The organism is Arthrobacter sp. PGP41, from assembly GCF_002953935.1.
Classification (GTDB): domain Bacteria; phylum Actinomycetota; class Actinomycetes; order Actinomycetales; family Micrococcaceae; genus Arthrobacter.
In genome coordinates this window covers 1815372-1841302 of record NZ_CP026514.1, presented here as the reverse complement: position 1 = coordinate 1841302, position 25931 = coordinate 1815372, and the positions used below count along the sequence as shown (strand labels likewise).

At 61.6% G+C, this 25931-nt stretch carries 22 protein-coding genes and 1 pseudogene; 6 read left to right on the top strand and 17 right to left on the bottom strand.

Going from position 1 to position 25931, the window contains the following annotated elements; all coding sequences use genetic code 11:
- Positions 1-42 precede the first annotated feature (42 nt).
- From C3B78_RS08320 to C3B78_RS08310, 3 genes are all read right to left on the bottom strand, one after another.
- Positions 43-804 (bottom strand): SDR family NAD(P)-dependent oxidoreductase, encoded by a 762-nt coding sequence (locus C3B78_RS08320; RefSeq protein WP_104997647.1) that lies wholly within the window; start codon positions 802-804, stop codon positions 43-45.
- 768 nt (positions 805-1572) lie between these two features.
- The gene (locus C3B78_RS08315) at positions 1573-1728 is read right to left on the bottom strand and encodes an NAD(P)-binding domain-containing protein (protein WP_158677295.1); all 156 of its coding nucleotides are present in this window, start codon (positions 1726-1728) and stop codon (positions 1573-1575) included.
- Between the two features lie 64 nt (positions 1729-1792).
- On the bottom strand, positions 1793-2527 hold the full coding sequence (locus tag C3B78_RS08310) for an NADPH-dependent F420 reductase (protein WP_104997646.1): 735 nt from the start codon (positions 2525-2527) through the stop codon (positions 1793-1795).
- Between the two features lie 128 nt (positions 2528-2655).
- Here C3B78_RS08310 and C3B78_RS08305 point away from each other — a divergent pair, with 128 nt between their 5' ends.
- Positions 2656-3030 carry an ArsR/SmtB family transcription factor gene (locus C3B78_RS08305; RefSeq protein ID WP_104997645.1) on the top strand — a complete coding sequence of 125 codons (375 nt, stop codon included), beginning with the start codon at positions 2656-2658 and terminating at the stop codon, positions 3028-3030.
- Between the two features lie 793 nt (positions 3031-3823).
- Positions 3824-4059: pseudogene (locus tag C3B78_RS20360) on the top strand (DUF2188 domain-containing protein).
- Positions 4060-4327: 268 nt separating this feature from the next.
- On the opposite strand, the gene C3B78_RS08295 reads toward C3B78_RS20360, so the two are convergent.
- From C3B78_RS08295 to C3B78_RS08260, 8 genes are all read right to left on the bottom strand, one after another.
- Entirely contained in the window at positions 4328-5221 is an 894-nt protein-coding gene (locus C3B78_RS08295; protein WP_104997644.1) for an NAD(P)-dependent oxidoreductase, read from the bottom strand.
- Between the two features lie 44 nt (positions 5222-5265).
- Positions 5266-6618, bottom strand: a complete 1353-nt coding sequence (locus tag C3B78_RS08290) for an NAD(P)H-dependent oxidoreductase (RefSeq protein WP_104997643.1) — start codon at positions 6616-6618, stop codon at positions 5266-5268.
- Positions 6619-6683: 65 nt separating this feature from the next.
- Positions 6684-7592 (bottom strand): amidohydrolase family protein, encoded by a 909-nt coding sequence (locus tag C3B78_RS08285; protein WP_158677210.1) that lies wholly within the window; start codon positions 7590-7592, stop codon positions 6684-6686.
- Between the two features lie 174 nt (positions 7593-7766).
- Complete coding sequence (locus C3B78_RS08280; RefSeq protein ID WP_104997641.1) at positions 7767-8849, bottom strand: ABC transporter permease; 1083 nt, start codon at positions 8847-8849, stop codon at positions 7767-7769.
- Positions 8846-10351 (bottom strand): sugar ABC transporter ATP-binding protein, encoded by a 1506-nt coding sequence (locus C3B78_RS08275; protein WP_104997640.1) that lies wholly within the window; start codon positions 10349-10351, stop codon positions 8846-8848. Before C3B78_RS08275 ends, C3B78_RS08280 begins: the two co-directional genes overlap by 4 nt.
- A gap of 19 nt (positions 10352-10370) precedes the next feature.
- Positions 10371-11435 (bottom strand): sugar ABC transporter substrate-binding protein, encoded by a 1065-nt coding sequence (locus C3B78_RS08270; protein ID WP_158677209.1) that lies wholly within the window; start codon positions 11433-11435, stop codon positions 10371-10373.
- Positions 11436-11566: 131 nt separating this feature from the next.
- Positions 11567-12508: a PfkB family carbohydrate kinase gene (locus C3B78_RS08265; RefSeq protein WP_104997638.1), complete on the bottom strand. Its 942-nt coding sequence runs from the start codon at positions 12506-12508 to the stop codon at positions 11567-11569.
- Positions 12509-13501 (bottom strand): sugar phosphate isomerase/epimerase family protein, encoded by a 993-nt coding sequence (locus tag C3B78_RS08260; protein WP_104997637.1) that lies wholly within the window; start codon positions 13499-13501, stop codon positions 12509-12511.
- Between the two features lie 353 nt (positions 13502-13854).
- Here C3B78_RS08260 and C3B78_RS08255 point away from each other — a divergent pair, with 353 nt between their 5' ends.
- On the top strand, positions 13855-14769 hold the full coding sequence (locus tag C3B78_RS08255; protein ID WP_199775402.1) for a sugar-binding transcriptional regulator: 915 nt from the start codon (positions 13855-13857) through the stop codon (positions 14767-14769).
- A 524-nt stretch (positions 14770-15293) separates the two neighbouring features.
- On the opposite strand, the gene C3B78_RS19660 is transcribed toward C3B78_RS08255, so the two are convergent.
- A complete protein-coding gene (locus tag C3B78_RS19660; RefSeq protein WP_158677208.1) occupies positions 15294-15503 on the bottom strand; it encodes a hypothetical protein in 210 nt (69 codons plus the stop codon).
- Between the two features lie 83 nt (positions 15504-15586).
- Between C3B78_RS19660 and mobF the strand changes: the two genes are divergently transcribed.
- The 3 genes from mobF to C3B78_RS08235 all read left to right on the top strand — a co-directional run bounded on the left by mobF (position 15587) and on the right by C3B78_RS08235 (position 20091).
- Positions 15587-19189, top strand: a complete 3603-nt coding sequence (gene mobF / locus C3B78_RS08245) for a MobF family relaxase (protein WP_104997635.1) — start codon at positions 15587-15589, stop codon at positions 19187-19189.
- A 21-nt stretch (positions 19190-19210) separates the two neighbouring features.
- Positions 19211-19741 carry a hypothetical protein gene (locus C3B78_RS08240; protein WP_104997634.1) on the top strand — a complete coding sequence of 177 codons (531 nt, stop codon included), beginning with the start codon at positions 19211-19213 and terminating at the stop codon, positions 19739-19741.
- A 65-nt stretch (positions 19742-19806) separates the two neighbouring features.
- Positions 19807-20091 (top strand): hypothetical protein, encoded by a 285-nt coding sequence (locus tag C3B78_RS08235; protein ID WP_104997633.1) that lies wholly within the window; start codon positions 19807-19809, stop codon positions 20089-20091.
- A 337-nt stretch (positions 20092-20428) separates the two neighbouring features.
- On the opposite strand, the gene C3B78_RS08225 is transcribed toward C3B78_RS08235, so the two are convergent.
- From C3B78_RS08225 to C3B78_RS08205, 5 genes are all read right to left on the bottom strand, one after another.
- Positions 20429-20932: a single-stranded DNA-binding protein gene (locus C3B78_RS08225; RefSeq protein WP_104997631.1), complete on the bottom strand. Its 504-nt coding sequence runs from the start codon at positions 20930-20932 to the stop codon at positions 20429-20431.
- 57 nt (positions 20933-20989) lie between these two features.
- Complete coding sequence (locus C3B78_RS08220) at positions 20990-22150, bottom strand: ArdC-like ssDNA-binding domain-containing protein (RefSeq protein WP_158677207.1); 1161 nt, start codon at positions 22148-22150, stop codon at positions 20990-20992.
- Between the two features lie 84 nt (positions 22151-22234).
- Positions 22235-22747, bottom strand: coding sequence for a hypothetical protein (locus C3B78_RS08215; protein ID WP_066285540.1), 513 nt, complete (start codon positions 22745-22747; stop codon positions 22235-22237).
- Entirely contained in the window at positions 22734-24464 is a 1731-nt protein-coding gene (locus C3B78_RS08210; RefSeq protein ID WP_158677206.1) for a type IV secretory system conjugative DNA transfer family protein, read from the bottom strand. The genes C3B78_RS08215 and C3B78_RS08210 overlap by 14 nt, the downstream gene beginning before the upstream one ends.
- Before the next feature lie 89 nt (positions 24465-24553).
- Positions 24554-25768 (bottom strand): ATP-binding protein, encoded by a 1215-nt coding sequence (locus C3B78_RS08205; RefSeq protein ID WP_199775361.1) that lies wholly within the window; start codon positions 25766-25768, stop codon positions 24554-24556.
- Between the last annotated feature and the right edge of the window lie 163 nt (positions 25769-25931).

The following is a 25931-nucleotide window of genomic DNA, read 5'->3' as shown; positions in this document are numbered from 1 at the left end:
CGGAACGGATTCAAAAGGCCCACAGTTTTTTGTGGGTTGGGGTTAGTGGGTGGCGAATCCGCCGTCGATGATGAGTTCTTCGCCAGTGACGAACTTGGCTTCGTCGGAGGCGAGGTAGAGGATTCCGTAGGCGATGTCGGAGGCCTCGCCGATGTGGGGCGGGAGTGTCACGTTCACCGGGTCGGCTGCTTGTTCCTTGGTGATGCCGTAGTTCTGGATGAGGCTGGTGTAGATCGGGCCCGGGTGCACGGAGTTCACCCGGATGCTGTCCTTTGCGAAATAGTTGGCGGCGTGTTTCGTGAGGGAGCGGACGGCGCCCTTGGACGCGGAGTATGCGGCGCCACCGCCGTCGGCGGCCCCGGAGATCATCGCGGCGAGCGACGACACGTTCACGATGGACCCGCCTCCGGCTGTCTGCATGAAGGGCAAGACGTTCTTCATTCCCAGCCAGGTGCCGGTCGCATTGATTGCCAGGACTTTGTTCCAGTCCTCCAACTCGGCCTCGAGGATGCCCTTCGGGATTGCAATACCGGCATTGTTGACGAGAATATCGATGGTTCCCCACTCGGTGACGACGTCGTTCACAACCCGCTGCCACGACTCCGGGGAGCTGACGTCCAGAGTGCGGGCGACGACGTTTCCACCGGTGGCGGTGACAGCCTCGACCGCACGGTTGAGAGCGCCTTCAGAGATGTCGGTGGCGATGACCGTCGCTCCTTCCGCCGCGAAGATCTCAACGGTGGACAGGCCGATCCCGCTGGCCGCTCCGGTGATGATGGCTACTTTGCCGTTCAGTCTTGACATGGTTATTGCTCCGTTTCTTGGTTCTTATAGGGGTTCTCGTCGGAGGGGCCACTCAGGTAAGAGCCCGGGCGTTAGCTCGACGAGGGTCGCGCTAGCGATCGCCTGGTCACTCCGGATCAAGGTGGTGAGTGCGGTGATGATGCTGCCGGCATAGAAAGGGTGGCGGCGAGGTTGGGGTCTTCTGGGAAGGTTTAAACGGATGCCGTGATCGCTCGATGATCCGGCGACGACCGCATGCGCTTTTGAAGTCGCGGTAGCGCTTAGCCGCGGCCAGCCGTGCGGCTGGCTCGTCGCGGAAGACTGGACGGCCGATGTTCGCGTGGTTCCGCTGAAATACGGGCGGGTGCACGAAAGAGTGTCCCGCTGGAACCGCCACCCCTCCGACAGGGCACCGGCGTCCCGGGCGTGGTACTCGCTCGCGTCGAGGAACTCGGTCGCCGATGCTTTCGCTACTGCATCGTCTCAGGCATGGCGAGGGGGACAGAGCGCTCCGTGTCCCCGGGGGCGGGCCAGGTCCGTAAGGTGGGGGAAGGAGATGTTGTTGAAGGCCTTGACCATACGCGACTCCGGAGATGGGCGTGCAGCAACTTGGTTGGCGTCGACGATTCGTCGTCGAGCTCCGGGTAGTGCCTTATCGCCGACCTAGGACCCCGCCCGCGAGCGGCAACACGTCAGAGACTGCCGCGGCCGGCGACATCGTGATCGTGTCCATCCCCCCTGAACGACTATCGGCTCGTGCCGGTCGCCGAACTCCGCGCCAAACGGTGATCAACACGAACAACCACCATCCCGATCGCGACGGCCGCCTGCAAGTGACTCGGGGCCCCGGCTGTTGCTCAACACCGTCTGGTACCCCGCCGCGATGGCCCAGCGCGCCACACCACTTCCGATGTTCCCGATCCCGATCAAGCCAATGATCGTCATCATCTCTTCTTCTTTCTTAGGGCACATGTCAATGCCGCTGACGTGGGGCCTGTAATGGCAAATGCTAGTTGTGTGCTGCGCGGTTGATCGCGACCGTTTCGTCCAGAGACGGCATCTTCTCGAAAGAGCTGAAGTACTCGATGAGACGGTCACGCGTGATCGTCGCCTTGTCTTTCTCGGCCGCGGCAATAGCCTTGGCGAGGTCGTCAAGGCCGAGCTCGGTGCAGTAGGCCGGGGTGCCCGGCTGCTGGCGCCACGAGTCGGCAATCACACCGGCGTCGAAGGGGTCAAAGCCGGTGTCGTCAACGAGGCCCATGACCGTCGCACGAGCCTCGGCGGAGTCCGCAGCGACAGGGATTGCAATTCGGCCAGCAGATCCGGCGGGGAGTCCCCTAGTCTGCTGGGTACCGGCGAGTGCTGCATTCCATGCCTTCACAACGGGACGCCCGAGCTGTTCCTGGCTCCATTCGCTTTCGACCTGTCCGGCGTCGACGGCTGCTACCGGGCCCATCATATAAGGGTAGTAGTTCGACGTGTCGACCACGATCGTGTCGTCAGACGCACCGGCCAGGAGATCGGCGAGATCCGGCTGTACCGAGAACGGGACCGCCAGCACGATCACGTCGCGGTCCGTGACCGCGGCGTCCATCTCGGCGGCACGCGCGCCGGCGGCAAGGACTTCTTCAGCGACGACTTCCGGTCCGCGGGCGTCAGCGACGAGAACGTCGTGTCCGGCTTCGCTGAGACGACGTGCGAGGTTGCCGCCGATAGCTCCAGCGCCGATAACAGTGATCTTCATAGGTGTTTCCTTCGTTGGTTAGTCCCACACGACAGGTGCGACCGGATGTACACTCATCCGTGTACAAGAAGCCTAACAGATGTACACCTAGATATGTACATCTTTGGTCTGGGATGGATCGCCACCCGATGGACAGGGCAACCACGCCGGCCAGTCGCTTGGCGAATCCGCTCACGGTCCCGGCTGAGGAGAATTTCGACCTGTTGGCCGTTATGTTCGCGCTGAGCGATCCCACCCGGCGCGCGATCGTCGAGTTCATCGCCGCGGAGCCCGGCACCGGGTGCAGCGGCTCTGACTTCGGCATGTCAAAATCGGCCCTGACACGGCACTGGCGCGTCCTCCGCGAGTCCGGAACCATCAAACAGGAAGCACATGGCAACCGACACAGGAACTGGCTTCGCCGCGAGCTCGATCGCCGCTTCCCAGGCCTGATGGAGCTTGTCCTGCGGGAACACCAGCCGGCTCTCAGCCGAGCCAGCCAGGCAGACCCGGACGTCGCCTGACCCTTACCTACCTGAAAACAATCAATTCGGGACGTAGCCGAACCTACGAGCACGTGCAGCGAACACCAACGATGGGGTCCGTGTTTACGGTCGGCAAGCGTGGCTTGAAGTCTGATCTCAGCGCCCAGTTCCAGAGCAGCTGCCCTGCACGCCTCGGTGGCTTCACGTATGACTGTATGAAGTCTTCGTGCCCAAAGGTGAATTCGCGGACTCATCGCTTCTTGCAATCACGTGTCGGAACTCACTGTCTCGACAGCGACACTCATCTCTAGTTTCGAGACGACGAGCACTAGGTGCCACCTTCCACGACAGCGTCCGGTGGCAGCACACCAAAAGCTGACACACGGCTCCTTGTCGGGCCTCCGAACAACCGAAGTTGATCGACGTTGAACGGGAAGTCCGGTCCGCCGGTCCACATCCGGGGACAACTCTCATGGGTTACCCACCGCTACTGCTGCCAAGGAGCTACCCCAACGGCTCCTACTTCCAGCCGTGGATAACCTGAATTGACCCCAGTTATGGACGGAATCAGAGTCGCCACCAGTTCCGGCGTAATCAGAAAGCGCGGTTTGCCCTCTCGAGGCAGGGTGACGGAACATTCATTATCGGCTCTTAGAAATGGGCGGGGGAGTGCCTGCGAAGGGGGCTTCTTGAACCTCCCGACGTGGTGGACAAAACCCATTCTGCTGCGTATCCCGACCGCTCCGAACCTGGCGTGGCCCCTTGGACGGCATTGTCAGTCCGGTTTGATACGTTGCATTCCATCAGCAAAAGCCTCCTGGGGGTGATTTAAATGGCTGAGCGAAATGCGTACCATGTGGTTCCTGGTGAGCATGGATGGAAGGCAGAGCGTGAAGGCTCGTCTCGCGCTTCTTCTGTCACGACACCCAGTCCGCAGCAATCGCTGCTGCTCGGGGTTACCTGTCCCGGTCTAAGGGCCTCGAATTGAACATCCACGGCAAGGACAACAAGGTCAGGGCAAAGGACACGATTGCTCCTGGCAATGATCCACGGAATACACCTGGATAAGGCGGGTCGTAATGACCCCGCCGGCTTCGATCTAGCAACAGGAGTCGGCGGGGTTTTCCTGTCTGCGGACGGAATAAGGTGGGCTGTAAGTCGGACATCGGCCGGCGCCTTTCGTCGCGAGGGGCACTGCTCGGGCGAGTATGGTTTCCTTCCCACTTCGTGGTGATGAGGTGCTCGGCAGCAGAAGAAGTAGCTCCCGAACGCTGTACCGTGATGCAGGCTCCCCCAGGTCCCGCCCCTCGCGGGAGCCCGAACAGGCTGGACGCGGTCAGGTCCGGAGGCTTCGAAAGATTCCTGTGTGGTCCAGGTTTCCCGCCCCTTCTGCCACCATCTTTTCAAAAGCGTTTTGGAGGCTATTGGTGAGTGGGAGTTTCTGCCCGCGGTGCCCGGCAAGTTCAGCCACAAAATTTAGGTCCTTAAGCTGGTTTTTCGCAGATCCCCCGCCTTCGAAGTCCTGCTCAATCCAGCGTCGGCCTTTCTGCCTAAGCACCTCGGAATTGGCGAGTCCCCCGGCAAGTATGGACTGGACTTTTTCGAGGTCAAGACCGGCGCTGGCTGCGAGGGCCATAGCTTCGGCCAAGGCAGTCACGGTGGCGGCGACGACAATCTGGTTGCATGCTTTGACGGTGGATCCCGCACCCGTTCCACCGACCCAAAGCACTGTGGTGCCGTACAACGCGAACAGTGGTTTGAGGCGTTCGGTTGCCTCGGGCGGGCCGCCGGCCATGATGCTCAGTCGTCCCTCTTCCGCGCCGATGGTTCCGCCACTGAGGGGCGCGTCGACGACGGTCACACCCCAGCGCTGGCGGCATTCCTGTGCGAAGCTTTCCACTGCTACCGGTGACACGGTGCCGTGGATGACAAGGGTGGGGTTATCTATCCCTGCGCTCTTCCATCCCGCCAGTAACCCATTCTCGCCGGGAAGAAGGGCTGCGACCTGAGGCAGGTCTGGCAGGACAGTCAGCACTACTTCGCTTGCAGCTTCTGCAGGAGTGGGGGCCACCAAGCCGCCATCGATTGCCTTGGCCTTATCCGTGGTGCGGTTCCAGAGTTTTAGGGGTACACCTCCGGCGATGATGTTGCGGGCAATCGGGGCGCCCATCGGTCCTGTTCCGAGCAGGGCCACGGACGCGGGCAGTCCATCGGAGGAAGAAGGGGCCATTTCCGGTGTCTCCTGAATTCGAAGTAGCGGGCCGCAGTAGCGTGTCAGGCCGGAAGCGCTGGATCCGTCACCAGGGCTTCGGTTTCCCGTCGCAGTTCGAGGGCCTGGGTGAGCGAGTCGTCCATGATGACGTCGTCCCAGCGGACAATTCCGCCTTTGGCGACGTCATTGCGCAGTTCCACGTGGTGGGCCAGTGCAACCGGCAGCGCACCGGTGGTGACGGAGTGCTTGGCCGAAACGAGTTGGCCCCACACGGTGTACCCGCCTTCGCCGTCGAGGAATTCACCGGCTTTAAGGTCCTTCTTGGCGGTGGCAACAACGTCGCCGAAGAACCCGATGGGTGAACCGGTGGGGATTCCGCGGAGGACGGCGTTGGCGATTGATACGTTCAGCTCAAGGCCGACGTAGTGGTAGGGGCGGTACAAGGCGGCGTACTGGCCGGTGGGGTCCGGGTGCCAGGGGTATTCGGTGAAGCAGCCGGACACGTATTCGTTCGTGGCCTTCACGACGACGAACACGCCTTCCTGCGTGTTGTGGGGGATCCAGGTGCCGTCGCTCTTGACACTGGACATAACGTCGACAGTGCCTTCGTGAGCGAGGGCTCCTCCGACATCGGCAGGGCGGCAGATAGAGGCAATTTCCTCAACGTCTCCCGGCGTAAAGGTCAGCCCGGTGTCAGAGGGGACCAGTCCTGCCCCGTTGGCTACGGCGGCCATTTCGATGGAGGCTTTGGTGCCGTCGCGGAAGGAGGTGTGCATGTTGGGGTTCAGCTGCCCGGAGTCGGTGAGTTCCTTGGAGAATTCCCAGTTTTCCCAGACGTTGTCGGGGTTCATCTCGTGGTAGTGCTCGAGGAATTTGGCGCCCTTGCCGGCGCAGACGACGTCGAAGCCGCTGGTGCGGGCCCAGTCGACGAGTTCCATGATGAGGGCCGGCTGGTCGCCGTATGCCATTGAGTAGACGACACCGGCTGCTTCTGCCCGTTTGGCAAGGGCGGGCCCTGCCAGGGCGTCGGCTTCAACAGTGACCATGATGATGTGTTTTTTCGTTTCGATGGCGCGCAGTGCGTGCTTGACGCCCACGATAGGGTTGCCGGTGGCTTCCACGATGATGTCGATGTCGACGTTGAAAAGCTCGTCGGCGTTGGCCACGATCGCGGTTGAGCGGTCCCTCAGGGCGGTTGCTATGTCGGGGGCGATCTGGTCTTTGGGCCATCCAACGAGTTCGAAGGCACCTTCAGCGCGTTTGACGTTGATGTCTGCGATGGCGACGACGTGGATCCCCGGGATGTTGTTGGCTTGGGCCAGGTACATGGTTCCGTAGCGTCCGGCGCCGATCAGGCCGACCCGGATGGGACTGCCTTCCCGTTCGCGTTCGGTGAGTAGTTTGTGAAGATTCATGAGGGAGGATCCTTCTTGTTTTGATGGCTAAACGAGGTGCGGGAACCTGCGGTGGCGTCTGCCTTTTATAGCTTCGAGTTAAGAGTTTCGATGCCGTAGGTTGTCTTTGCCGTTTCCGCGAAGAGCTGTTGGCGGTCGCCAGCCGTCATGTCAGTTGTTATCTCGTCGAAGGCGGTGTACAGCGCGGTGAAGCTGGAGTACAGGCTGTCGACGGGGAAGTTGCTTCCGAACATGGTTCGGTTGGGGCCGAAGATGTCGATTGTGTCCAGGACGATCGGCCGGATGGTTTCTTTGGTCCAGGAGTGGTCGTTCGTTCCCAGTGCCGAAATCTTGGTGACGACATTGGGCTGCTTGGCGAGGTTTTGCATTCGTGAGCGCCAGTGGTGATGGGATTCAGCATCGCGTAGTAGGGGCATTCCTGCGTGGTCCAGAACGATGGACGTGTCCGGGTGGTCAGCTGCCAGTCGCGCTGCCTGGTCCAGTTGGTCCGGAAAGACCTGGAGGTCAAAGGACAGGCCCAGCGAGGAAAGGTGCGAGAAACCTTTGAGCCAGCGTGCGTCGGTGATGAGGTCCGGGCGAGAGGTGTGGGTGTATCGGGGGTCGGGGTGCCAGCTGAGGATGTCCCGTACACCCCGCACCGAGGGTACTGATGCCAGGCGTTCAAGGTGAGCCAGTACTGATGGTTCTGCCAGAGATGCTCTGGCCACTTGCACTGAAGGCAAACCGTTGTCCTCGTGGACACCCTGAATCCAGTTAGCTTCCCACAGTGGGTCGGCGGCCCCGTTCTCAATATGTACCGATCCAGCAAGCCGGAATTGCCCGGCATCCTTCAGGTAGTCACCAATGAGGTAACTCTTGCGCAGTGGCCGGTCATCGCCGTGATACCGGGGTTCTGCCGGGCCCTGGAGCCATGGGTATGAGTTGGAGAAATCGCACAGGTGGTGATGAGCGTCGATGACGTCGAAGTCGAGCACTGTCAGCTCCTCCCATCCGGGGCCGCGCCACCGGACGGTACTGGTCTGGGGACAGGGGTGACCAAGCCAGACGTTTGCGTGATTGTGGATCCGGAACGGCGGCCGCGGTCTACCGCTGCCGCCGTTCCGGGCCGTTGGGCGACCAGGCTTTCGGCTGATTGCTGAGGTGCCCGGTCAGGCTGCGGCGGCCTCCTTTTGCGGTGGGGTCTTCTCTTTCTGTTTCTTGAGAAGCGGCCATCCCTTGCTGCCTTGGTCCAACGCCACCGCGATGACGACGACCAGGCCCGTGACGATTTGCTCGTAGAAGCTGGGGACGTTGAGCAGCACCAGGCCGTTGGTGAGTGCCCCCAGGATCAGGGCTCCGACCAGGGTCCCGGCGATACGGCCTTCTCCGCCCATGAGGTTTGCCCCGCCAATGACGGCCGAAGCGATTGCTGTGAGCAGGTACGGGCTTCCGGCGTCGGTCTGTGCGGCATTGATGCGTGCGACGATGACCAGTCCGCCGACTCCGGCGAGGACGCCGGAGAGGGCGTAGACCGCGATTTTTACCCTGTCGACGCGGACACCTGAGAGCCAGGCTGTTTCTTCGCTGCCGCCGGTAGCGATAACGTTCTGTCCAAAGACGGTCCGGCGGAGCAGCAGCCAGCAGAGAACGGCGAGGACGGCTACGAGGATGACTGCGACCGGGATGCCGCCTACGTAGCTGTTGAGCATGAAGACAAAGTCCCTGGGGACGTTGTACACAGGGCGCCCGTTCGTAACCACGTATGCGAAGCCCTGGTAGATACTCATGGTGCCGAGCGTGGCGATGAACGGGGGCAGCTTGAGCTTGGTGATAAGCAACCCGTTGATGGCGCCACAAACCAGGCCCAACGCGATGCCTGCGAGCAGCGCGAGGAAGGGAGTCGTTCCGGCGTTGACCATGAGGGAGGCAGAGACGATCCCGACAAAACTTGCGATCGACCCGACCGCCAGATCGATGCCCCCCGTGATGATGACAAAGGTAATTCCGAGCCCGATGATGGCGTTGACGCTGGCTGAGACGGCAATGTCGCGGAGGTTGCCGGAGGTGAGGAAGTTGGGGTTCAGCAACCCGAAAATGAGGAAGATGACAACTGCGGCGATGTAGATTCCCAGCGCCTGGAGGTTCAGTGTCGGCCGGGTGCGTGACTTTTTGATGGCTGTTGCGTAGGGCCTTCGGTTCGTCGCTCCGCTGTCTTCGGCCTGGTCTTTCTTTGGCAGGGTGGGCTGGCTCATGTCGTTGTTCTTTCTGCGATGCCCATGGCGCTGGCCACGAGGCTGTGTTCGTTGATGTCGTCACCGGTGTGCTCGGAGACGAACTGACCCTGGCGCATGACTTTGACCCGGTCGCTGAGGGAGATGATTTCCGGAAGGTCGGAGGAAACCACGATTACTGCGCTTCCGGCTTTGGCCAGCGCATCGATGAGTTCGTAGATTTCGACTTTGCCGCCGACATCCACACCCTTTGTGGGTTCATCGAAAAGGAATACTTTGGTGTTGCGCCAGGTCCATTTCGCGATCACAATTTTTTGTTGGTTACCGCCGGAGAACTGGCGGGCATTGAGACGTACATTGGCGGGCCGGAGTGACATCCGCGCGGCTGCCTCCTCGGCGGCGGCAATTTGCTTCCGCACGCTGATGATGGGCCCGAAGCCGTTGAACTGCCGGTCGGCGGTAAGTGCGACGTTGAAGTAGGCAGGAACCTGCAGGACCAGACCCTGGTGCTTGCGTTCTTCGGGGATGAACGCGATGCCGGCGTTTCTGCTGTCCCGCGGTGAGCGGATTTTTCGCTTTTTCCCGTCCACGCTCACGGTGCCGGTGCTGCCCCTGTCCGCCCTGATGATGGCCCGCAGGAACTCGGTACGGCCGGATCCCACCAGGCCGGCGATGCCCAAAACTTCGCCGGCCCGGACGTCCAGGGACAGAGGACCTCCGCCGGTGGGGTGGCTGACCCCGGAGGCTGAAAACAGGACCGGAGCCTCTGGTGGGACAGGGTGCTGCCGTTTGAATGACAGCAGCTCCCGGCCGACCATGTTCCGTACGATGTCCTGTTCCGAGGTCTGTGCGATCGGCTGTGTGTAGTTCACGGTGCCGTCGCGCAGGACCACCACTTTGTCCGAGACGCTCATGACCTCGGGCATCTTGTGTGAGACATAGATGATGCCTACGCCGCGGGTGTGTGCGATTTCCCGCACCCGGCTCAGGACGCCTTCGACGTTGTGTTCGAGCATGCTGGTGGTGGGTTCGTCGAGGGCGACGATCTTGGCGCCGAACGCCAGCGCCCTGGCAATGGTCAGGGCGTGCCGCTGGGCCGGGCTGAGCCCCCGTACCGAAGCTTTGGCCTTGAGCGGGAACCCCATCTGGGCGACGTCTGCCAGCGCCTGGTCGATGTCTTTGCCTGCGTCCCGGCGCTGGCGTGACGTACGCCCCAGCACGAGATTTTGCTCTACGGACAGCTGCGGAACGATGGCCGGTTCCTGATGGGCAATCCTCACCCCGTCGGCCAGTGCCTGGCGGGGTGAGAAATGCTGCCGCACGTGTCCGTCGATGATGACGGATCCATGGTCCGGGACGAGGGAGCCGCCGAGAATGGCGAGCAGCGTGCTTTTGCCCGCCCCGTTCTCTCCAGCCAGGGTGCAAATTTCTCCGCGTTCCAACGTGAAGCTGACGTCATTCAGAGCGCGGACTCCGGGGAATGACTTCGCGATATTCTGCAGTTCCAGCAGCGGTGTAACCATGATGGGTGCCGTTTCTGCCTTACGGCATTCCGGTCGGGTATTTCCCGACGTTCTCAGAATCGATGATGAAGGCCGGAACGTCGATCCATCCGGGGACCTTCTTGCCGTCCATCAGCCAAAGGGCTGCATTGACGCCGCTGGCGCCTTCGGTCACGGGCTGCTCGCTGACCGTGGCGGTCATGTTGCCGGCCTGGATTTCCTTCTTGGCCTGCGGGATGCCGTCGGTACCGACCAGCACTACCTTGCCCGTGAGGTTTTTCGCAGCGATGGCAGCTGCGACTCCGAACGCCATGCCATCATTCTGTGAATAGAACGCCTTGATGTCCGGGTTGGCGGTGAGCATGGCAGTGGCAATTTCCTGTGCCCTGGTTTGATCCCACTTTGCCGTCTGGGAAGCGACCAGCTGCAGGTTCGAATGCTTGGCCAAGCCATTCTTGAATCCCTCACCCCGGTTCAACGCATTGGATGACCCCGGGTCGCCTTCGATCATGGCAACCTTGCCGCCCTCGGGAAGCTTAGTAGCGATGTAATCAGCAGCAGTTTCACCGATCGTCAGGGCATCGGGGCCGACATAAACACTCCCAGGGATATTGCCTTTGGCGTCGTTCAGCACGACCACCGGGACGTTCTGCGCCAAGGCTTCAGTGAAGACGGTGTCCAGGCCCGTGGCGGAAATCGGTGAGGCAAGCAGGGCGCTGCAGCCCTGGTTCGCGGCACTCTTTGCCTTGTCGAGCTGTTCCGTGATGGAGGACTCGTCGGTCACATCGAACGTCTGGTACTTAACGCCGAGCTTCTTGGCCTCGGCTTCGAAGCCGTCCCGCTCAAATCCCCAGAACTCATTGGACAGCGTCCGGGTGATGTAGCAGAGCTTCGTGTCGGCCGCCGGCGCTGCCGGCTCGCCAAGGCTGGCCTTTAGATCAGTGATCGGTGTCTTTGCGGCGGCATCAACGAGGCTCACCAGGTCCCCGCCGGACCCTGCGGGCTGGCCCGCTGGCCCGTCAGGGGTAGCACTGCAGGCTGCGAGTAGCGCCACTGCCGCCGTAGCGGCGAAAAGCTGTGTAACAGCGCGAGGAAGTTTAGTCATTGTGATAGTTCCTTTCATCATTGGAAGGCCCGCAACATGCGGCACTCTTGCTAAATTTTGTTGCGATACTGCTTGCTTGGGGCACCAGCAACGGTTCTTGAATGGTGCTGGTCTTGCAGGGCGCTGGTCAGCTAGTGGCCAACGGAGGTGTTGGCGAGGGAAACTCCGAGACCGTCCTCGATAAGACGGACGTCAGCAGTGGTCAGGAAAGACTCAGGCCTGCTGCACACGAGCCTGCCCGCCTCATTGGCCGCCCTGAGGCACAAGGGAAACGGATGGCCGTTCGCCATCGCCAGAACCATTGTTCCCAGGAAGCTGTCCCCTGCACCGACTGAATTGACTACCGTTGTCGGTCCCACGTCCGCCTGCACGAAGTCATTTCCATGCAGGGCAGCGACCCCGCCCCCGCCGAGTGTCAGGACAGGGGTCTTCGCGCCGGCTTCCCGTAGAGCGGTGAGAAGCAGCAGGACATCGGTGGTGGGCGGAACATCCAGTACGTGGCAGGTTTCCCGGAGATTTAGAACAACAACGTCCGCGAGCCGGAGGAGCGACCTTGCCTCTGCACACACCGGCGAGAGGTTCAGAACCAGTTTAGAACCGAGTTCCCGGAAGCGGGCCGCTGCGTGCCTGACGGTGGGAAGCGGCACTTCGAGGTTCAGGACTACGAACGCCGGCGGTTCATGGGATTGGAGGTAGCCGTCGATGTCTGCCGGTGAGAAGTTTCCGTTGGCTCCGGGGATCACGACGGTGTCGTACTCCCCCTGGGAATCTATTCTGACGTGTCCTACGCCGGTGTGGGTCCGTTCATCCCGAATGATGCCCTCGGTTGCAATCCCCCGTTCGTGCAGGGTGCTGATGACGAAATTTCCCAGATCATCGGAGCCGACGCGGGCCACGAGGGAGACCGTAGGATCAGCCGCTGCGATGCTCATCGCGGCGTTCAGACTCTTGCCGCCCGCGGCCATCTCGAAGCTGTCGCCCGTCACATATCCTGCAGCGCTTACTTCTGCGCCGCGATACGCAATGAGGTCTGCGTTTACCGACCCGACAACGCAAACACCGGTTGATCCCACCTAGACACCCACTACCTGCGACCACAAAACCGACGATGAGCGCAGAGCATCTCCGCTGGGAAGATCCGGCTGGTTTTTGACCAAGTCGCGGGCCTTGTTGATGATGGTCTGCATCCTCTCGATGTTCATCTCGCACTCAGCGACAGGGTTCTCCCGAACCGGATCGGTGTCGAAGTAGTACGTTCCCTGATATCCCTCGCGGAGCAGGTAGTAGACCAGTTCCAGTGTCTCCGCGAAGTGGATCGACGCTACCACGAGGCCGTCATCGGCCACGCCATGCGAGTCGTTGAGCTGCAGCCCGAACAGTTTCTGCTCCCGCAGGCACATCGCGGCGGACTGCGCCGGATTTTCCCGCGCCATCAGCAGGTGGCCGAAGTCCAGCGTGATGCCGAGGTTGGGACGGTCGCAATCTTTGATGAGGTTCATGACTGCACCGGTGGTGTTCAGAATCGTGCGTCCACGCGGCTCGGCCGGCTTGTACTCGATCGAAATACGGATGTCCTGGTCAACATCGGCGACTGCCTGAAGGCTTTCGACCATCCAGTTCCAGGACTTCATGTAGTCCATCTGCAGGGGGTATTCATAACCGTCATGCGCCGGCCACAGGAGAACATGGTCCGAACCAAATTCCCGGCACAAGCTGATGGCTTCTTTCACCATTGCGACCGCTGCTTCGCGAAGCGCCGGGTCAGGGTTGGTGAATCCCCCATTGGAGAACTGAGGTGCCGGCCAACGGAGCTGGATACCCCGGACATCGAGATCGGCCTTGTCCAAAGCAGCCTTGATTTCCTCTACTGAATGCTGACCGAAGTGCTCCGGGTAGTTCAGTTCGAGTGACGTCAACCCCTTGACGCTTCCGGCAACAGCGATCAGATCGATCACCGAGTCTTCGCCGCTGGGGTACTTCTTGCCCTTGCCCAGCCCAAAAGAATTAAGGCGGGTGGAGTACTTAACATCTGTCATCTGCGTTTCGCTTTCGATCGTGAAGGCCACTTCGTCCGGCGATCGAAATTCCTGACGGAACTTCGTCTCTGAAGTCGGGCTGGTTTTGGAAGTCTATGAGCCAAAATGCCCGGAAAGGATGGCAAAATCGACATTAAGGTAGAGATTTTTCAGCGCTGAATATCCATTCAGGACTATTCCCTACGCTGGATGACTCAGACCTTGGGCCACGTTCCGCTCATGGGAGTAAAGCTTCCCGCAGGACGGGCAGATCCAGCAGCTATTCGGGTCTGCATAAACATTCAGACACGCACCGAAAGTTACGAAATATGACGCAGTTCACCGAACCATCAACCCTACTGTCGGTTAGCACGGAACAACTTCGACTCTTCACAAAGATCGCCGTGCTCTACCACGAGGAAGGGCTTTCGCAGGGAGACATCTCCCAGCGGCTGAACCTCTCCCAGGCAAGGGTGTCGCGCTACCTCAAGAACGCCGTCGACCTGGGGATAGTCCGTACATCCATCGTCCAGCCAACTGGAATCTACGTCGGACTCGAAAAGGCCCTCGAGGAGAAGTACCAGCTCCGCGAGGTCGTGGTCGTGGACGTCATGGACGGTGCTTCACTGGGGATGCGGCTCGGCTCGTCCGCAGCCACCTACCTCGAAACTACAATTGACGCCAACGACTACGTCGGAATCTCCTCATGGAGCACCACCCTTCTGCACACGGTGGAAGCCATGCGCTCACGCCCCCGAAAAATTGCGAATGAAGTGATACAGCTCATCGGCGGCGTGGGTAGTCCCCAGGCCCAGATGCAAGCCAGCCGCCTGGTCTCCCACCTAGCAGAGCTCACTTCAGCCAAGCCCTACTACATGGGCTGCCCCGGACTTGTGGCGAACCGGCAGATTCGCGAGGCATTCCTCGGGGATCCAGCCGTGGCTGCATCAGTAGAAGCCTGGCAGCGCCTGACGACCTTGCTGGTGGGTATCGGAACATTCCCCGCCTCACCCCTCTGGCAAGCCAGCGGGAACGCCTTAAGCAGCACGGAAGAAGGAGAACTGTCCCGGGCGGGAGCAGTCGGTGAGATCTGTCTGCGATTCTTCGACATCGACGGACTGCCCATGAAGCCGGCTATCGAAGAAAGAGTGATCTCCATCGACGCCGACGCCATGATGCAGGTACCCCGCCGCGTCGGCGTAGCCGGTGGCATGGGCAAACTCAACGCCATCCGCGGCGCCGTAGCCGGCGGGTGGATCAACGTCCTCATAACGGATGCCGACGTGGCAAGACAGCTCCTGGAACGGCCGCAACTCTAGGTGGCACCTCGACGCAGCAGACAATGTCCTGCTGGACCACACGCCAACCTGACGTCAGGTGTCCTGGTGCAGGGTGTCAGAGTAGAGCCCCATTTCTACTCTATTGACGATCGCTGAAGAGAGTCCTAGACCAAAACTGGACACTCTGGGCACAAACCGTTCCGAACCAAGAGACCGGCGGACAGCCTTCCCGTAAGCCGAGGTGCGGCAACGCAACACTACGTGGCGCCTTTCTAATGCGGTCAACCTCCCTCATCAACAGCCTCACACCTCTGGCATCCAAGGCCATCGGCGTGAGGACAGCTCACGTCTGGTCATGTCGAAACCGGGGCCCGAACTGATGAACCTTCGTGACCGTCAAGATTTGCGAAGAGTGTGCGGCCGGCTTCGAGCCTTCCCGCAGAATCCAGCGCTTCTGTTCAATCCGTTGCGGCAACCGGAAGCGGGATCGTATACGTCGAACTGCGCGCCGTCCCGCAGTGGCGGTAGAGGCTGACGCCGGAGCTGTAATTCCCAAGGACGAGCTAAAGGCTGCGCAGCGCCAGCTGGCAACTAGGACAAGGATCTGCCAGCGCCGGGTCGAGATTCTCCAGTCCAAGCTCCGCTCCCAGTCCTGTGAGATTGATCGGCTTGAGGCCGAGAACTCCGAGCAGCGTCAAAGCAACAATGTCCTCCAGCTCGAAGTAGCTCGGCTGAAGCGTGCGCAACGGACCAACGTGCAGGATCTCGCGCATCTCGCAGCATGGCTGGTTTCGCTTGCGAACGCAAAAGGCGTCTCCCTCGACCCCGCAACGCTGGACATCCTCAACCGCCGCGGATGGCATCCATCCAAGCGCCAGGCAAGAGCGGCGCGGCCATGACGATGTCCATCGCACGCCTCTCGGCACAATCAGGTCTACGCTACCTGTTCAAAACCACGATGATGGATGACCTCACCGCTACTCCCCCGGACGCCACCACCTACTACATGAAGGCAGGGACGCCTGAAGGCCGGTGGATCGGCAGCGGACTCCCAGCCATCAACAGAAGTGCCGGCAACGTCGTCACCGAAACAGACGCGAAAGCAGTCTTCGACTTAGCCGTACATCCGGACACCAGCACACCCCTGGGCCGGCCGCACAGCCACCCCACCGCCGTCGTAAACAAAACCGGCCCACCAACGGTAAGGCACGCCGTCGTAGGTTTCGACCTCACCTTCAGCGTGCCAAAGTCAGTGTCAGTCCTCTGGGCACTCAGCCCTCGCAGCACGCAACACCTAATCCTCCGTGTGCACCACGAGGCGATGGAGGCAACCCTTGCCTGGTTAGAAGAGCAGGTCATCCACACCCGCGCCGGACGAAACGGCGTCGCCCACGTCGGCACAAGGGGCGCCATCGCCGCCGCCTTCGACCACTGGGAATCTCGCACCGGCGACCCGCAACTCCACACCCACCTTGTCATCGCCAACCGCATCCAGCGCATCACCGACGGAGCTTGGGTCACCCTTGACTCCCGCACGCTATACAAGGCCGCCGTCGCCGCCAGCGAACACTACAACGGACTCCTCTTTGACGCCCTCCAGCGGGAACTTGGGAGCGACACGGACATCCGCCTCCCCGCCGCCAATACGGGCAATCCCAGCCAGCAGCTCACCGGGGTCGATGGGGACCTCATCCGCGAGTTCTCGAACCGGTCCCGGCTGATCAATGTGGAAACAGACCGCCTCGTCGCGGAGTGGATAACGGAACACGGGCATCCGCCAAGCACAGCAACGGTCATCAAGCTGCGGCAGCAAGCGACCTTGGCCACACGCGACCCCAAGTCCGAGCTCCCCACGCCCCTGCACGAGCTATCCAGAGAATGGAGGGCACGCGCCACCGCCAAAGGATTCCCACCGGACGACGTCATCGCGGCTACGATCAACCGCTCCCGAATCGCCCCGTTTGGCTTCACTGACGTCACGTCTGACTGGATCTGCGCCGTCGCAACCCTGACACGTGAGCGGGTCGCTCACAAACGCTCAACCTGGAACCGCTGGAATCTCCTTGCGGAAGCCGAACGCGTCTGCGCCCAGCTGCGTTGCCGTACGGCGGCGGACAGGAGCACGCTCATGGACGCCGTCGCCACCGCGGCCGAGCAGCAGTCCGTGCCTCTGAATGATTACCGGTACACCGTCCCGGTCCACGCCGAGGCAGACGTCCGGCATGGACCACGAAGCGTCTTCGACTTTCACGGATCGCGCCTCTACACCGATACGTCCACGCTCGCCTGTGAGGACGCGGTCACGGCAGCAAGGAACGACGACGGCGGCCCGGCAGTCCGCGCAGACGTCATCATGGACCTCCTTGACCGAGTCCAACAGCCGGAGAGCGGAGTGCTTCACTTTGACCAGCGTGCCGCCGTTGCCGAGGTGGTCCTGGGCGGCAACCGGCTCGACGCGATCGTGGGGCCAGCAGGCACGGGAAAGACGACGACGTTGAGTGCAGTGAAGGCAGTATGGGAAGCGCAGTACGGCGCCGGCAGCGTTGTAGGACTCGCCTCGGCAGCTGCCAGCGCCGAAGTCCTCGGCCGCGAACTCGCTATGGCAACGGAGAACGTCACCAAGTGGCTGCACGAATCGGCCGGCCAAGGGGCTAGTTCACGGGCGGGGCGCTTCTTCAATGTGCAGTCGCAACTGGCCGCGGCTCGTGTTGGCGAGCGCTGGAGCATTGCGTTAGCGCAGGAGGCGGCGCAGCTCGCTGCCACCCAGCAACGCTGGTGCTTCCATGCGAATCAGCTCATCATCGTTGATGAAGCGTCAATGGTCTCGACTTTCCAGCTCGCGGCTCTCGTACAGCAGGCGCACGATGCGGGCGCCAAGATTCTGTTGGTCGGCGACCCGGGACAGCTGGACGCCATCGACGCCGGAGGCGTACTTGGCTGGCTGGACCGGCAGGGTAAGGCAACACGGCTGAGCACGATCTGGAGATTCCATGAGGAGTGGGAGCGTGCGTCGTCGCTCAAGCTCCGGAACGGTGACTACTCAGCCATCAACGACTATGCCCAACATGGGCGGATCCGGCACGGCACCTACCTGAATATGGCTGACCAGGCCTACGTCGCCTGGCAGGCAGAAACTCGGGCAGGCAAGTCGTCCATCCTCATTGCCGCCGACAATGAAACGGTCGGCATGCTCAATGAACGGGCGCAGGCGGACCGAGTGTCACAGGGTGAAGTTGATCCCGATCAGACGGTGCTGCTCAGCGATGGCCTACGGGCGGGTTCCGGTGACACGGTCATCGCCCGCGGAAATAACCGAAAGCTAGTGGACAGTGACGGTAATTTCGTGAGGAACGGAACGCTGTTCGACGTCGAAGGCATCAGTCGGCGTGACGGCTCCCTGCTCGCCCGGCGGCGGGACACAGGCGCGAGCGTCCTACTCCCCCGGGCGTATCTGGAGACATCCGTCGAGCTGGGCTATGCAACAACGGCACACCGTTCCCAAGGCATAACCGTGGACACCGGCCACACGGTAGTCACACAGGGCCGGCTCACGCGCGAGTTGCTATATGTAAGCATGACCCGTGGCCGTTCCGGTAACTATGCCTACGTCAGCGAAGGTGACGACGCCGACCATCCTGCCGTCGATCCATCACTGCAGCTCTCATGGCAGGGCATCCTTGGCGAGGTGCTGGCGGCTGAGGGCGCCGAACGGACTGCCCACGAGATTCGTGACGCGGAGCTTAGGAAGGCGGACAGCCTTGAGCGGCTTTACGCGGAGTATGACTACCTCGCGCAGATCGCGGCAGGACTGGATCTTAGACAGCAGTTGGACGAACATACCCCTGGTGCCTCACAGGAATTCGAACAATCTCCGTCGTGGGGCGCAGCTGTCGCGGCATGGCGGAAAGCCACAGCCGTCAGCCGGCAGGGTATCGAGCGCATACTGAGCCAGTTCTGCCAGGAAACTAGCAGCGCCAATGATCGCTGCGCTGTCCTCAGCGTGCGCTTACGCCGGTTCATGAAAGGAAGGACGACGGCGGTTGAGGAACCTCTGGTTGAAAAACTCACCATTCCGCGCCCTGACTTAGCGTCGATGATTCAGCAGGTCAGGGTACGTATCTCCCAAAGGACGGAGACCGTGAGCATGGCAGCGCTGACAGCCGATCCTGAGTGGAAACGTGCTTTGCTTGAAGCCGTCGGAGATAGCACCAGCGGCGAAACCTGGCAGCTGGTCCGTGACGTTGCCGTCTTTCGCGACAGGTGGGCGCTGCCGGACTCTCCCCTCCCCCTGGGCCCGACTCCGGAGGATTACGAATCGGACCAACGGGGCCAGCGTGAACGAATCAATGCAGCAATCAACAATGCTCGTCGCCGTGGCACCGCTCAGCTAGATGACTCACCTGTGGATTCAGCCCTTTCTCAGCAAGTCGTCCTTACAAGTGCCGGCTGGCAGCTCTAATCTGGTAAGGAGGTAATGCGAATGGTCGTCAATCCGGCGGTAAGACCCAAGGTAGCGACAACCGGACTAGTGATAGCCAGCGCGGTTGTCTTCATAGTCTTTGCCCTCTCTTTCATAGCCTTGGCCGCCACGGAACTTCCTCTCGTCATGAAGGTCATCGTTGGCAGCTTGTTGCTGGCAACTGTTCTAGTGCTGGCGCTGTTATGGGGGAAAAGATCCGCCCGACGGCGGACCTGGCTGGCTAACGCAGCAAACAGATGGCGATCCTTTGACAACGCAAAGCTGGCCAGCGGGACCACGACAGAGGTGACCCTCCTCAGCGTCGACGCGGTGCAACCCACCGGCGCGTGGGTCACTATCATGTGGAACCGCTTCAACCACGTTCAGCCTGCCTGGATAGAAGCACTACCCGAACCCCTATGGCCAGGATCCGTCCTGCTCATCGCCCCGGACCCCGCTCAAGTGATGCCCAGCACACCATGGCCAGCGACGTACTTCATTCGAGCCGCCGACTGCTTAGCTTGGGCACCCGCTGAGGGCCGGCACCCCTAAGCGGCATCCACGGTCCCGATGCTGGGTCGATTCGAACATTCGAATATATGTTCTAAAGTAGCTTCATGATCAAGTCCGGCTCCCCCGAAGATGTCGAGCGAATGATGATGCGTCTGGACGCCGAAGCAACCCGGCCAATAGATGACCCAGCACCCATCCGGGATTTCCCGAAGTATGGGCGTCCGCTCGTGTACGTCAGCGGAATTTACGGCAAAGCCGTCGGTTGGACCCACAAGTATGGCCTCATCGAATGGCTGGACTCTTCCGGCAAGTACCACATGGGGTGGGCTCATTCGTCGAGCATCAGGCGTGTAAAGCCTGATGAGTGGAAGGGCAGTAGTGCGTTGTAGTTGGCAGCCATCCCGGGGACGCTCAGGTGAGCATCGGGGCGCGCCGCGCGTGTCGAAGAAACGCAAGGCTCGCGGTCGTGCCTAGGGTCGTGGGCATGGAAAGAGATCCCTCAGGGGAGCTGAGAGGACAGACGTCGATCAACGATCTTCTCGACACGCCGGTCGGCGCCGCACCGGTCCAACTCGCGCTGCCGATCCTGGTGCAGGTGAAGCCTGGACAATTCCGTCGACTGTCTTAATGCGGCGGCCGAAAGCGTCTGAGCGTACATGCGGAGCGTAGACAAGGTGATGGCCTGGTCCAAATGAGGACCAGGCCATCACTGCCAGCAGCAGTCAGCTACATGCTTATGTCAGCCCGCGCCGGCCCGCCTAAAGGGGGTGCGGCCACCCGACCTTTCGTAGCGATGCTGTAAGCAGGTTGAGCCGCTTCAGGCGCCGCTTGCAGACCCGCATCTACAGCAGCGTCCGGACCGGCTGCCGCCCGCGGGGAGCGCTGGTAAGCGGCCGTCCCGAACCGAAGGTCAGGACCGATGGTTTCAGCAATAATCCGACGGGCTTCCCGTCGCTCACCATCCTTTTCGAACGCGCGGAACTCGAGTTCACCCGACACCGTTACCGGGTCCCCCTTCTTGAGGGAGTTCGAAGCGTTCTCTGCGAGCGCCCGGAACGCGGAGACGTTGTGGAAGACCGGGTCTCCGTCGTGCCAGGACCCGTCGGCTCCCTGAATCCGCTGGTTCACAGCAACCCGCAGTTTGGCGTGCGCTACTCCGGACTCACCGTAGGTAAGCTCAGGGTCCGCGACGAGGTTTCCGGCAATGTTGACCGGAATCTTGGTACTCATATCTTCTGCCCTTTCTTTCGCAGACGGGTTTCTCCCGTCCAACACTTCGCGGCCGCCCTACGGGCCGGAAATCTCCAACCCTCGGGATGGTCCGCCGGGCTGCTGCAGGCGTACGTACGAATCCTGGCCCTGGACCCGGGGCGAGACTTCAGCAGTGGGAACCTTCCCGCCAAAACCCGGAGGATTGGTGGATTCGAGGATGTTCTTGCTTGCCGCCGTGACGCGGCCTAAGACTGACTTCGCAATATCCACCCGCGAGGCGGGTTGCTTCGGAGAAGAGCTGCGCACAGCGGCTGAATGCTCCGCCTCAATCACTGCATCAGCCCAGCCTGATAGGTAACTTGCAGACTGCGGACCCCGGTCAATTCCATGAGCCTTGAGGATCGTGTACGCCACAGACTCGGCCTCGACCTCGGCAAGGCCTCGGTGGTCCACGCTGCTCCCGTAAAGCCTTCCCACCTTGTCATCCGGCCCGTGTAGCAAAACATGGCCGAGCTCATGCGCCAGGACGGCGACCCGCTCCTCCGGATTCAGCCAGCCGCCCACTTGAACCTGGCGCTGCGCGAAGTCGGTGAAACCACTCGTCAGGCCGAACTGCGCATCGGTGACCTGGATCGAGAAGCCGTGCGTGCGGGCAACCCGGGCCAGCGACTCCCATAGGTCCGGCGCGTCGAAGGTCGGGGCATCACTCGGCCTGGGAACCAGCAGCGGAGCCCCCTGGGTCTGCGAAACGTCGAAGACTGCCTGCCCGCGCCAACCCGTGATGAGGGTCTTCTTCCCCTCGTCGATAGCACCCTTGGGAAGTTTGTCGCCCAGGGGAATGCGCTGGCGCGTACCATCGGGCAGCAGCATTTGCTGCACACGGGCAGTCCGAGGTGCAATGACCCACAGGGCCTGCTCGCCACGAAGGACAGTGCGGCCGTGCCGTTCCCATTCCTTGTACCCCGCGACGAGCGTCGGCTCGTCCGTACCCCGCTGCGCCATCTGCATCATGAGCAAGGCGACGTTGCCACCTGAGTACCGCCACAAATTGGCTGAGGCATCGAGCAGAACCTGCCAATGTGAAGGTGACTCGACCGCCTCCTCCAGAATCGAGTGCAGGCCATCCATCAATGAGGCGATTCGCTCCTCGGGCGCCATACGGCGAGCGCCGACGCTCGCTTCCGGAGAGCTCTGGTCGGGCAAACTGCTAGATTGAACTTCAGGTGTAGCGGTCACGACAGCCACCCTTCATGCTTCTTGGACCGCAGCATTGCTGCGCAGAGACCCGTTCATGGTTAAGCACCTCAAGAGCGACATGACTCAGAAGTCAGCAACCAGTTGATGAGCAGCCTTCCGCCACTCAACAAAGTCAGGGTCATCACCAGACAGGATTCGGGGCGCAGGCTCCTTGTGTGCCTGCAGCCCTACGCACCCGGCAGTCCTGGTGTGCATCCGCAGGCGTTCGACGGCGTGCGGGAGCCTTTCGTGAAAGGCAAGCGGGCCGAAGCCCGGGTCATCTTGGGTGTAGGAGGCAAGCTCGGCGCGGTGAAGCGCATACAACTCAGCCACAATCTCGGGGTGACGCCACCAGCAGTCAGGAATGACCGACGTCGTCAGCTGATAAGTCGCGACAAGCCATCGCACCCATGAGAAAAGGGCACCCCAAACTTCCTGGGACTGCTCCGGAGTCATTTCCCGCCAACGGCGGGTCACGCTCTTGGAAGCCGCTGAAGCACCAAAAGCGGATCGAAACAACTGTGCGGTGATCTCGTCGTCCCCGAAGGAGCCAGCAGACGGAACATCGAACTCCTCGGTCTCGTCATGGCTGCGCATCCGGCGCCCCTTTTGTCTTTTGCTGACGCTCCCTGTGCCCGTCGGCCAAGATGCGCTCCATCTCGGCCTTCAAGCGGCGCAGCTCCCCCGCGTCCTTACGCTTGTGCCACTCGAGTAGGTCGAGCAGGATCGGTCGAGTCCGCCGCCCAAGCATCAGCGCGGTGCCAGCGGGCAGGCGTCGAATCTCGTCCAGAGCAATCACAGGACTTTCCCGTATCTGCTCCCCGTCCTGCCGGCCAGCGGCAGACCAGGACCGCGTGGTGAGGGTGAGGCTCCTCTCCCCCAGCAACCCGGCGAGCGAACGCAGGTCCCGTTCGTCAGATCCGCCTCCAAAGATCACTTTGATGATCGCCGAGTCCCAGATGGTCGATGCCTCATCGATGGACCAGCCCGAACGGGCCTGGGACAACGACTGCAAAACGACGAGCGTTGAGATCCCGATACCGCCGCCGTCGGACAGCGCCACAGGCAGCCCGGGCCATGGGGCCAGGTTGGCGATTTCGTCGAGGATCAAGGAAAGAGGTGGCTCTAGCCGTCCTCCTGGCGATACGAAGGCCATTTCCCGCGCTGCATTGTCGATGTCGTCAATCAGCGCGGACAAGTACGGGCCCGCCGCGGCAGCTCCGGCCCTAGTGCCGATCAGGTACAGGGTTCCCCGCTCCCTGATGAAGGCTTTCGGATCGAACTCCTCAGAGGCATCCTGTGGATTAAGCGCGGCCAGCACCTTCGGTGAGGACAGAGGCGCCACCGCCGCCGAAACCCCAATCCACGAGTTAGACGTATTCCGCGGGTCGTCCTCCAAGATGCCCATCAGGTCGGCCTGCCAACCCAGGGCCGCGCCCGGCTGGCCCAGCACCTCGAAAGCTTCGCGCGCCAGCACCGGACTGGAAGACCAGCGTCGGAAAGCCGTCACTCCCTCGCCGGACAGCGCCGCAGCATGGAGCAGACACTGAAGAACTATCAGCGAGCGCTTTTGCCAGGCAGCGTTCTCGCCCTTCATCTCGGTGTCCGCCGTGATAACCAACGCCCGCCGGGTAGCAATGTCAGGGTCTTCGCACCCGCGTACCGGCGACCAGCGAAGCGACGACGGGATCCCCGACATACCCTGTGGGTCAAAGACGGTCACGGGTCGCCCACCTGAAGCCCGCGCCTTCATCGTCACCACCAGGTTGTCCGCACGCGTGGATGTTGTGACGACTGCCCCCGGCGCATCAAGAATGGCGTTGATGACGACGTACAAGCCCTTGCCGGATCGTGGCGCACCCTGAATCACCATCGATTCCTCCGTGGAGACATGAACGGTGACGCCCCGTGAGCGGCCCAGCGTCCACGACAGGTCCTGCACCGAAGGGTTTGCCAGTCCTGGACGCGTGAACTTCCCTCGTTTCCGCACGGCCCTAGCCCCAAAGTCGTGAAGAATCTCCGCACGGCGGGCAACGCCGTCGCGGTTAAGGATGTCTTGGCGCAGCCAACCCCCCGATTGCTTCCATCGCCGCCAAAGGCCCACCGCACCGACGGCGAGCGCAGCCACCAGCAGTAGAGCCGGGGCGAGCACCCACCAGACGCTGTCTGTGCCAAACACACAATCAGCGCGGCGGACAACGATCCATTCCATTCTGTTGGCGAGAAGTCCGACGGCGGCGGCAGGGTTGAAGGGCGGCGGCGGCATGGTGCCGCACTGCCAAGAGCCGGCCACGTGCGCTGCTGTCTGCACCACTGCGCAAAGACTTATGTAGGCTGCAGCGGAAACAAGCCCAGCGGTAACAAAAGGGTTGTCACTTGCAGCCCGTGCGCTGCCCGGCCTCCTCACAGCATCCTGTCGTCTGTCCCGAAAACAGCAAGCTCGTCAGTGGTCACTCGATTGGCAACGATGAAGGAGCGGTTGCCCACTTTCCAAAGCCCGACGCCCTTCGGAAGGTTCTCAACATGCTCGCACTCCGCTTCCGTCAGGCCGAGCGCTTCCTTGGTAAGGCGCATCGCGTCGTGCTTCTGCCGGTAAATGACCCTGGTGTCAGCCTCCGTCAGCAGGCCCAGTGCTTTCTGTCTGTGTCCACTCGTGCTGTCACCGATCTCGTTGAGGTCGGCGACCTTGTGCATGATGAGCAGGTTTGCGATCCCGTAGGTTCTGGCGAGTCGCCACTGCTCGCTCATCTTTGCCAACATGTACGGATCTGCGAGCATCCGCCACCCCTCGTCGTACACGACAAGCCGCTTCCCACCGTCGGGGTTGGTGATGGCGGCTTCCAGCCACGTGGCACCGCAGGCCGCGGCCAACGAAAGCGCTTGCTCGGACGCTCCGATCAGCGCTGACGTGTCCATCACCATCATGGGGGCGTCAGCGTCGAAGGCCACAGTGGATGGCGCATCGAACATCCCTTCGAGATCACCGGACACAGTGCGTCGCAGTGAATGGCTCACGGCGGTTGCTCCGTCTGTGCCGACAAGGGCGGTCATCTCCTTCGATGGCTTGAGGAGGTGGTCCAGCACCATGGGCAGGGTCGGGTTTGAGTTCTCGGCCATGGTTTCCATGAGGGCGATGTCCAAGGCTGTGTGCTCCACGGGCCGAAGGGGCGTGCCCTGCCGCATGAGCGAGACCAAGGCCCCCAGGAGATAACGGCGCCGTTGCCTTACCACCGCTTGCCACTGAGCCTCGGTAAGGGCATTGGAGCGGGGACCGGCGTCGAGGGGATTCACCCTTGCAGGGCGGCCCGGGCCGACGGAAATGACCTTGCCACCAACAGCCTCCGCTACCGCCACCCACTCGCCCTTGGGATCAGACGCGACGGCTGCCTTTCGCCCTAGGGTGATTGATCGCGTCACGAGCGACTTGCCACACATCGATTTGCCGGTGCCGACCGTCCCGATCACAACAATGGACGGGCCGCTGATAATCCCCTTGTCGTACAGGATCCAGGGATCGTAGGAGAAGGCCCCGGATCCGAAGACGTCGGTGCCCATGTAGGTTCCTTCGTGCCCCAGCCCCGACTCCGTAAGGAACGGGTAGGCGGCGGCAAACGTCATGGTCGATGCCCGGTGGGGCGCCGGCTGCAACCGATGCGGACCTCGCATCGAATTCGGCTCGTTGCTCCCCCAGTCCCCTGCGAGGCGCAACCCCTGCAGATCGCGCTGCTTGTCCCCTACCGCGGCGCCCGCCCATCCTGCAGCGGGTGGTGCGGGACGCCGT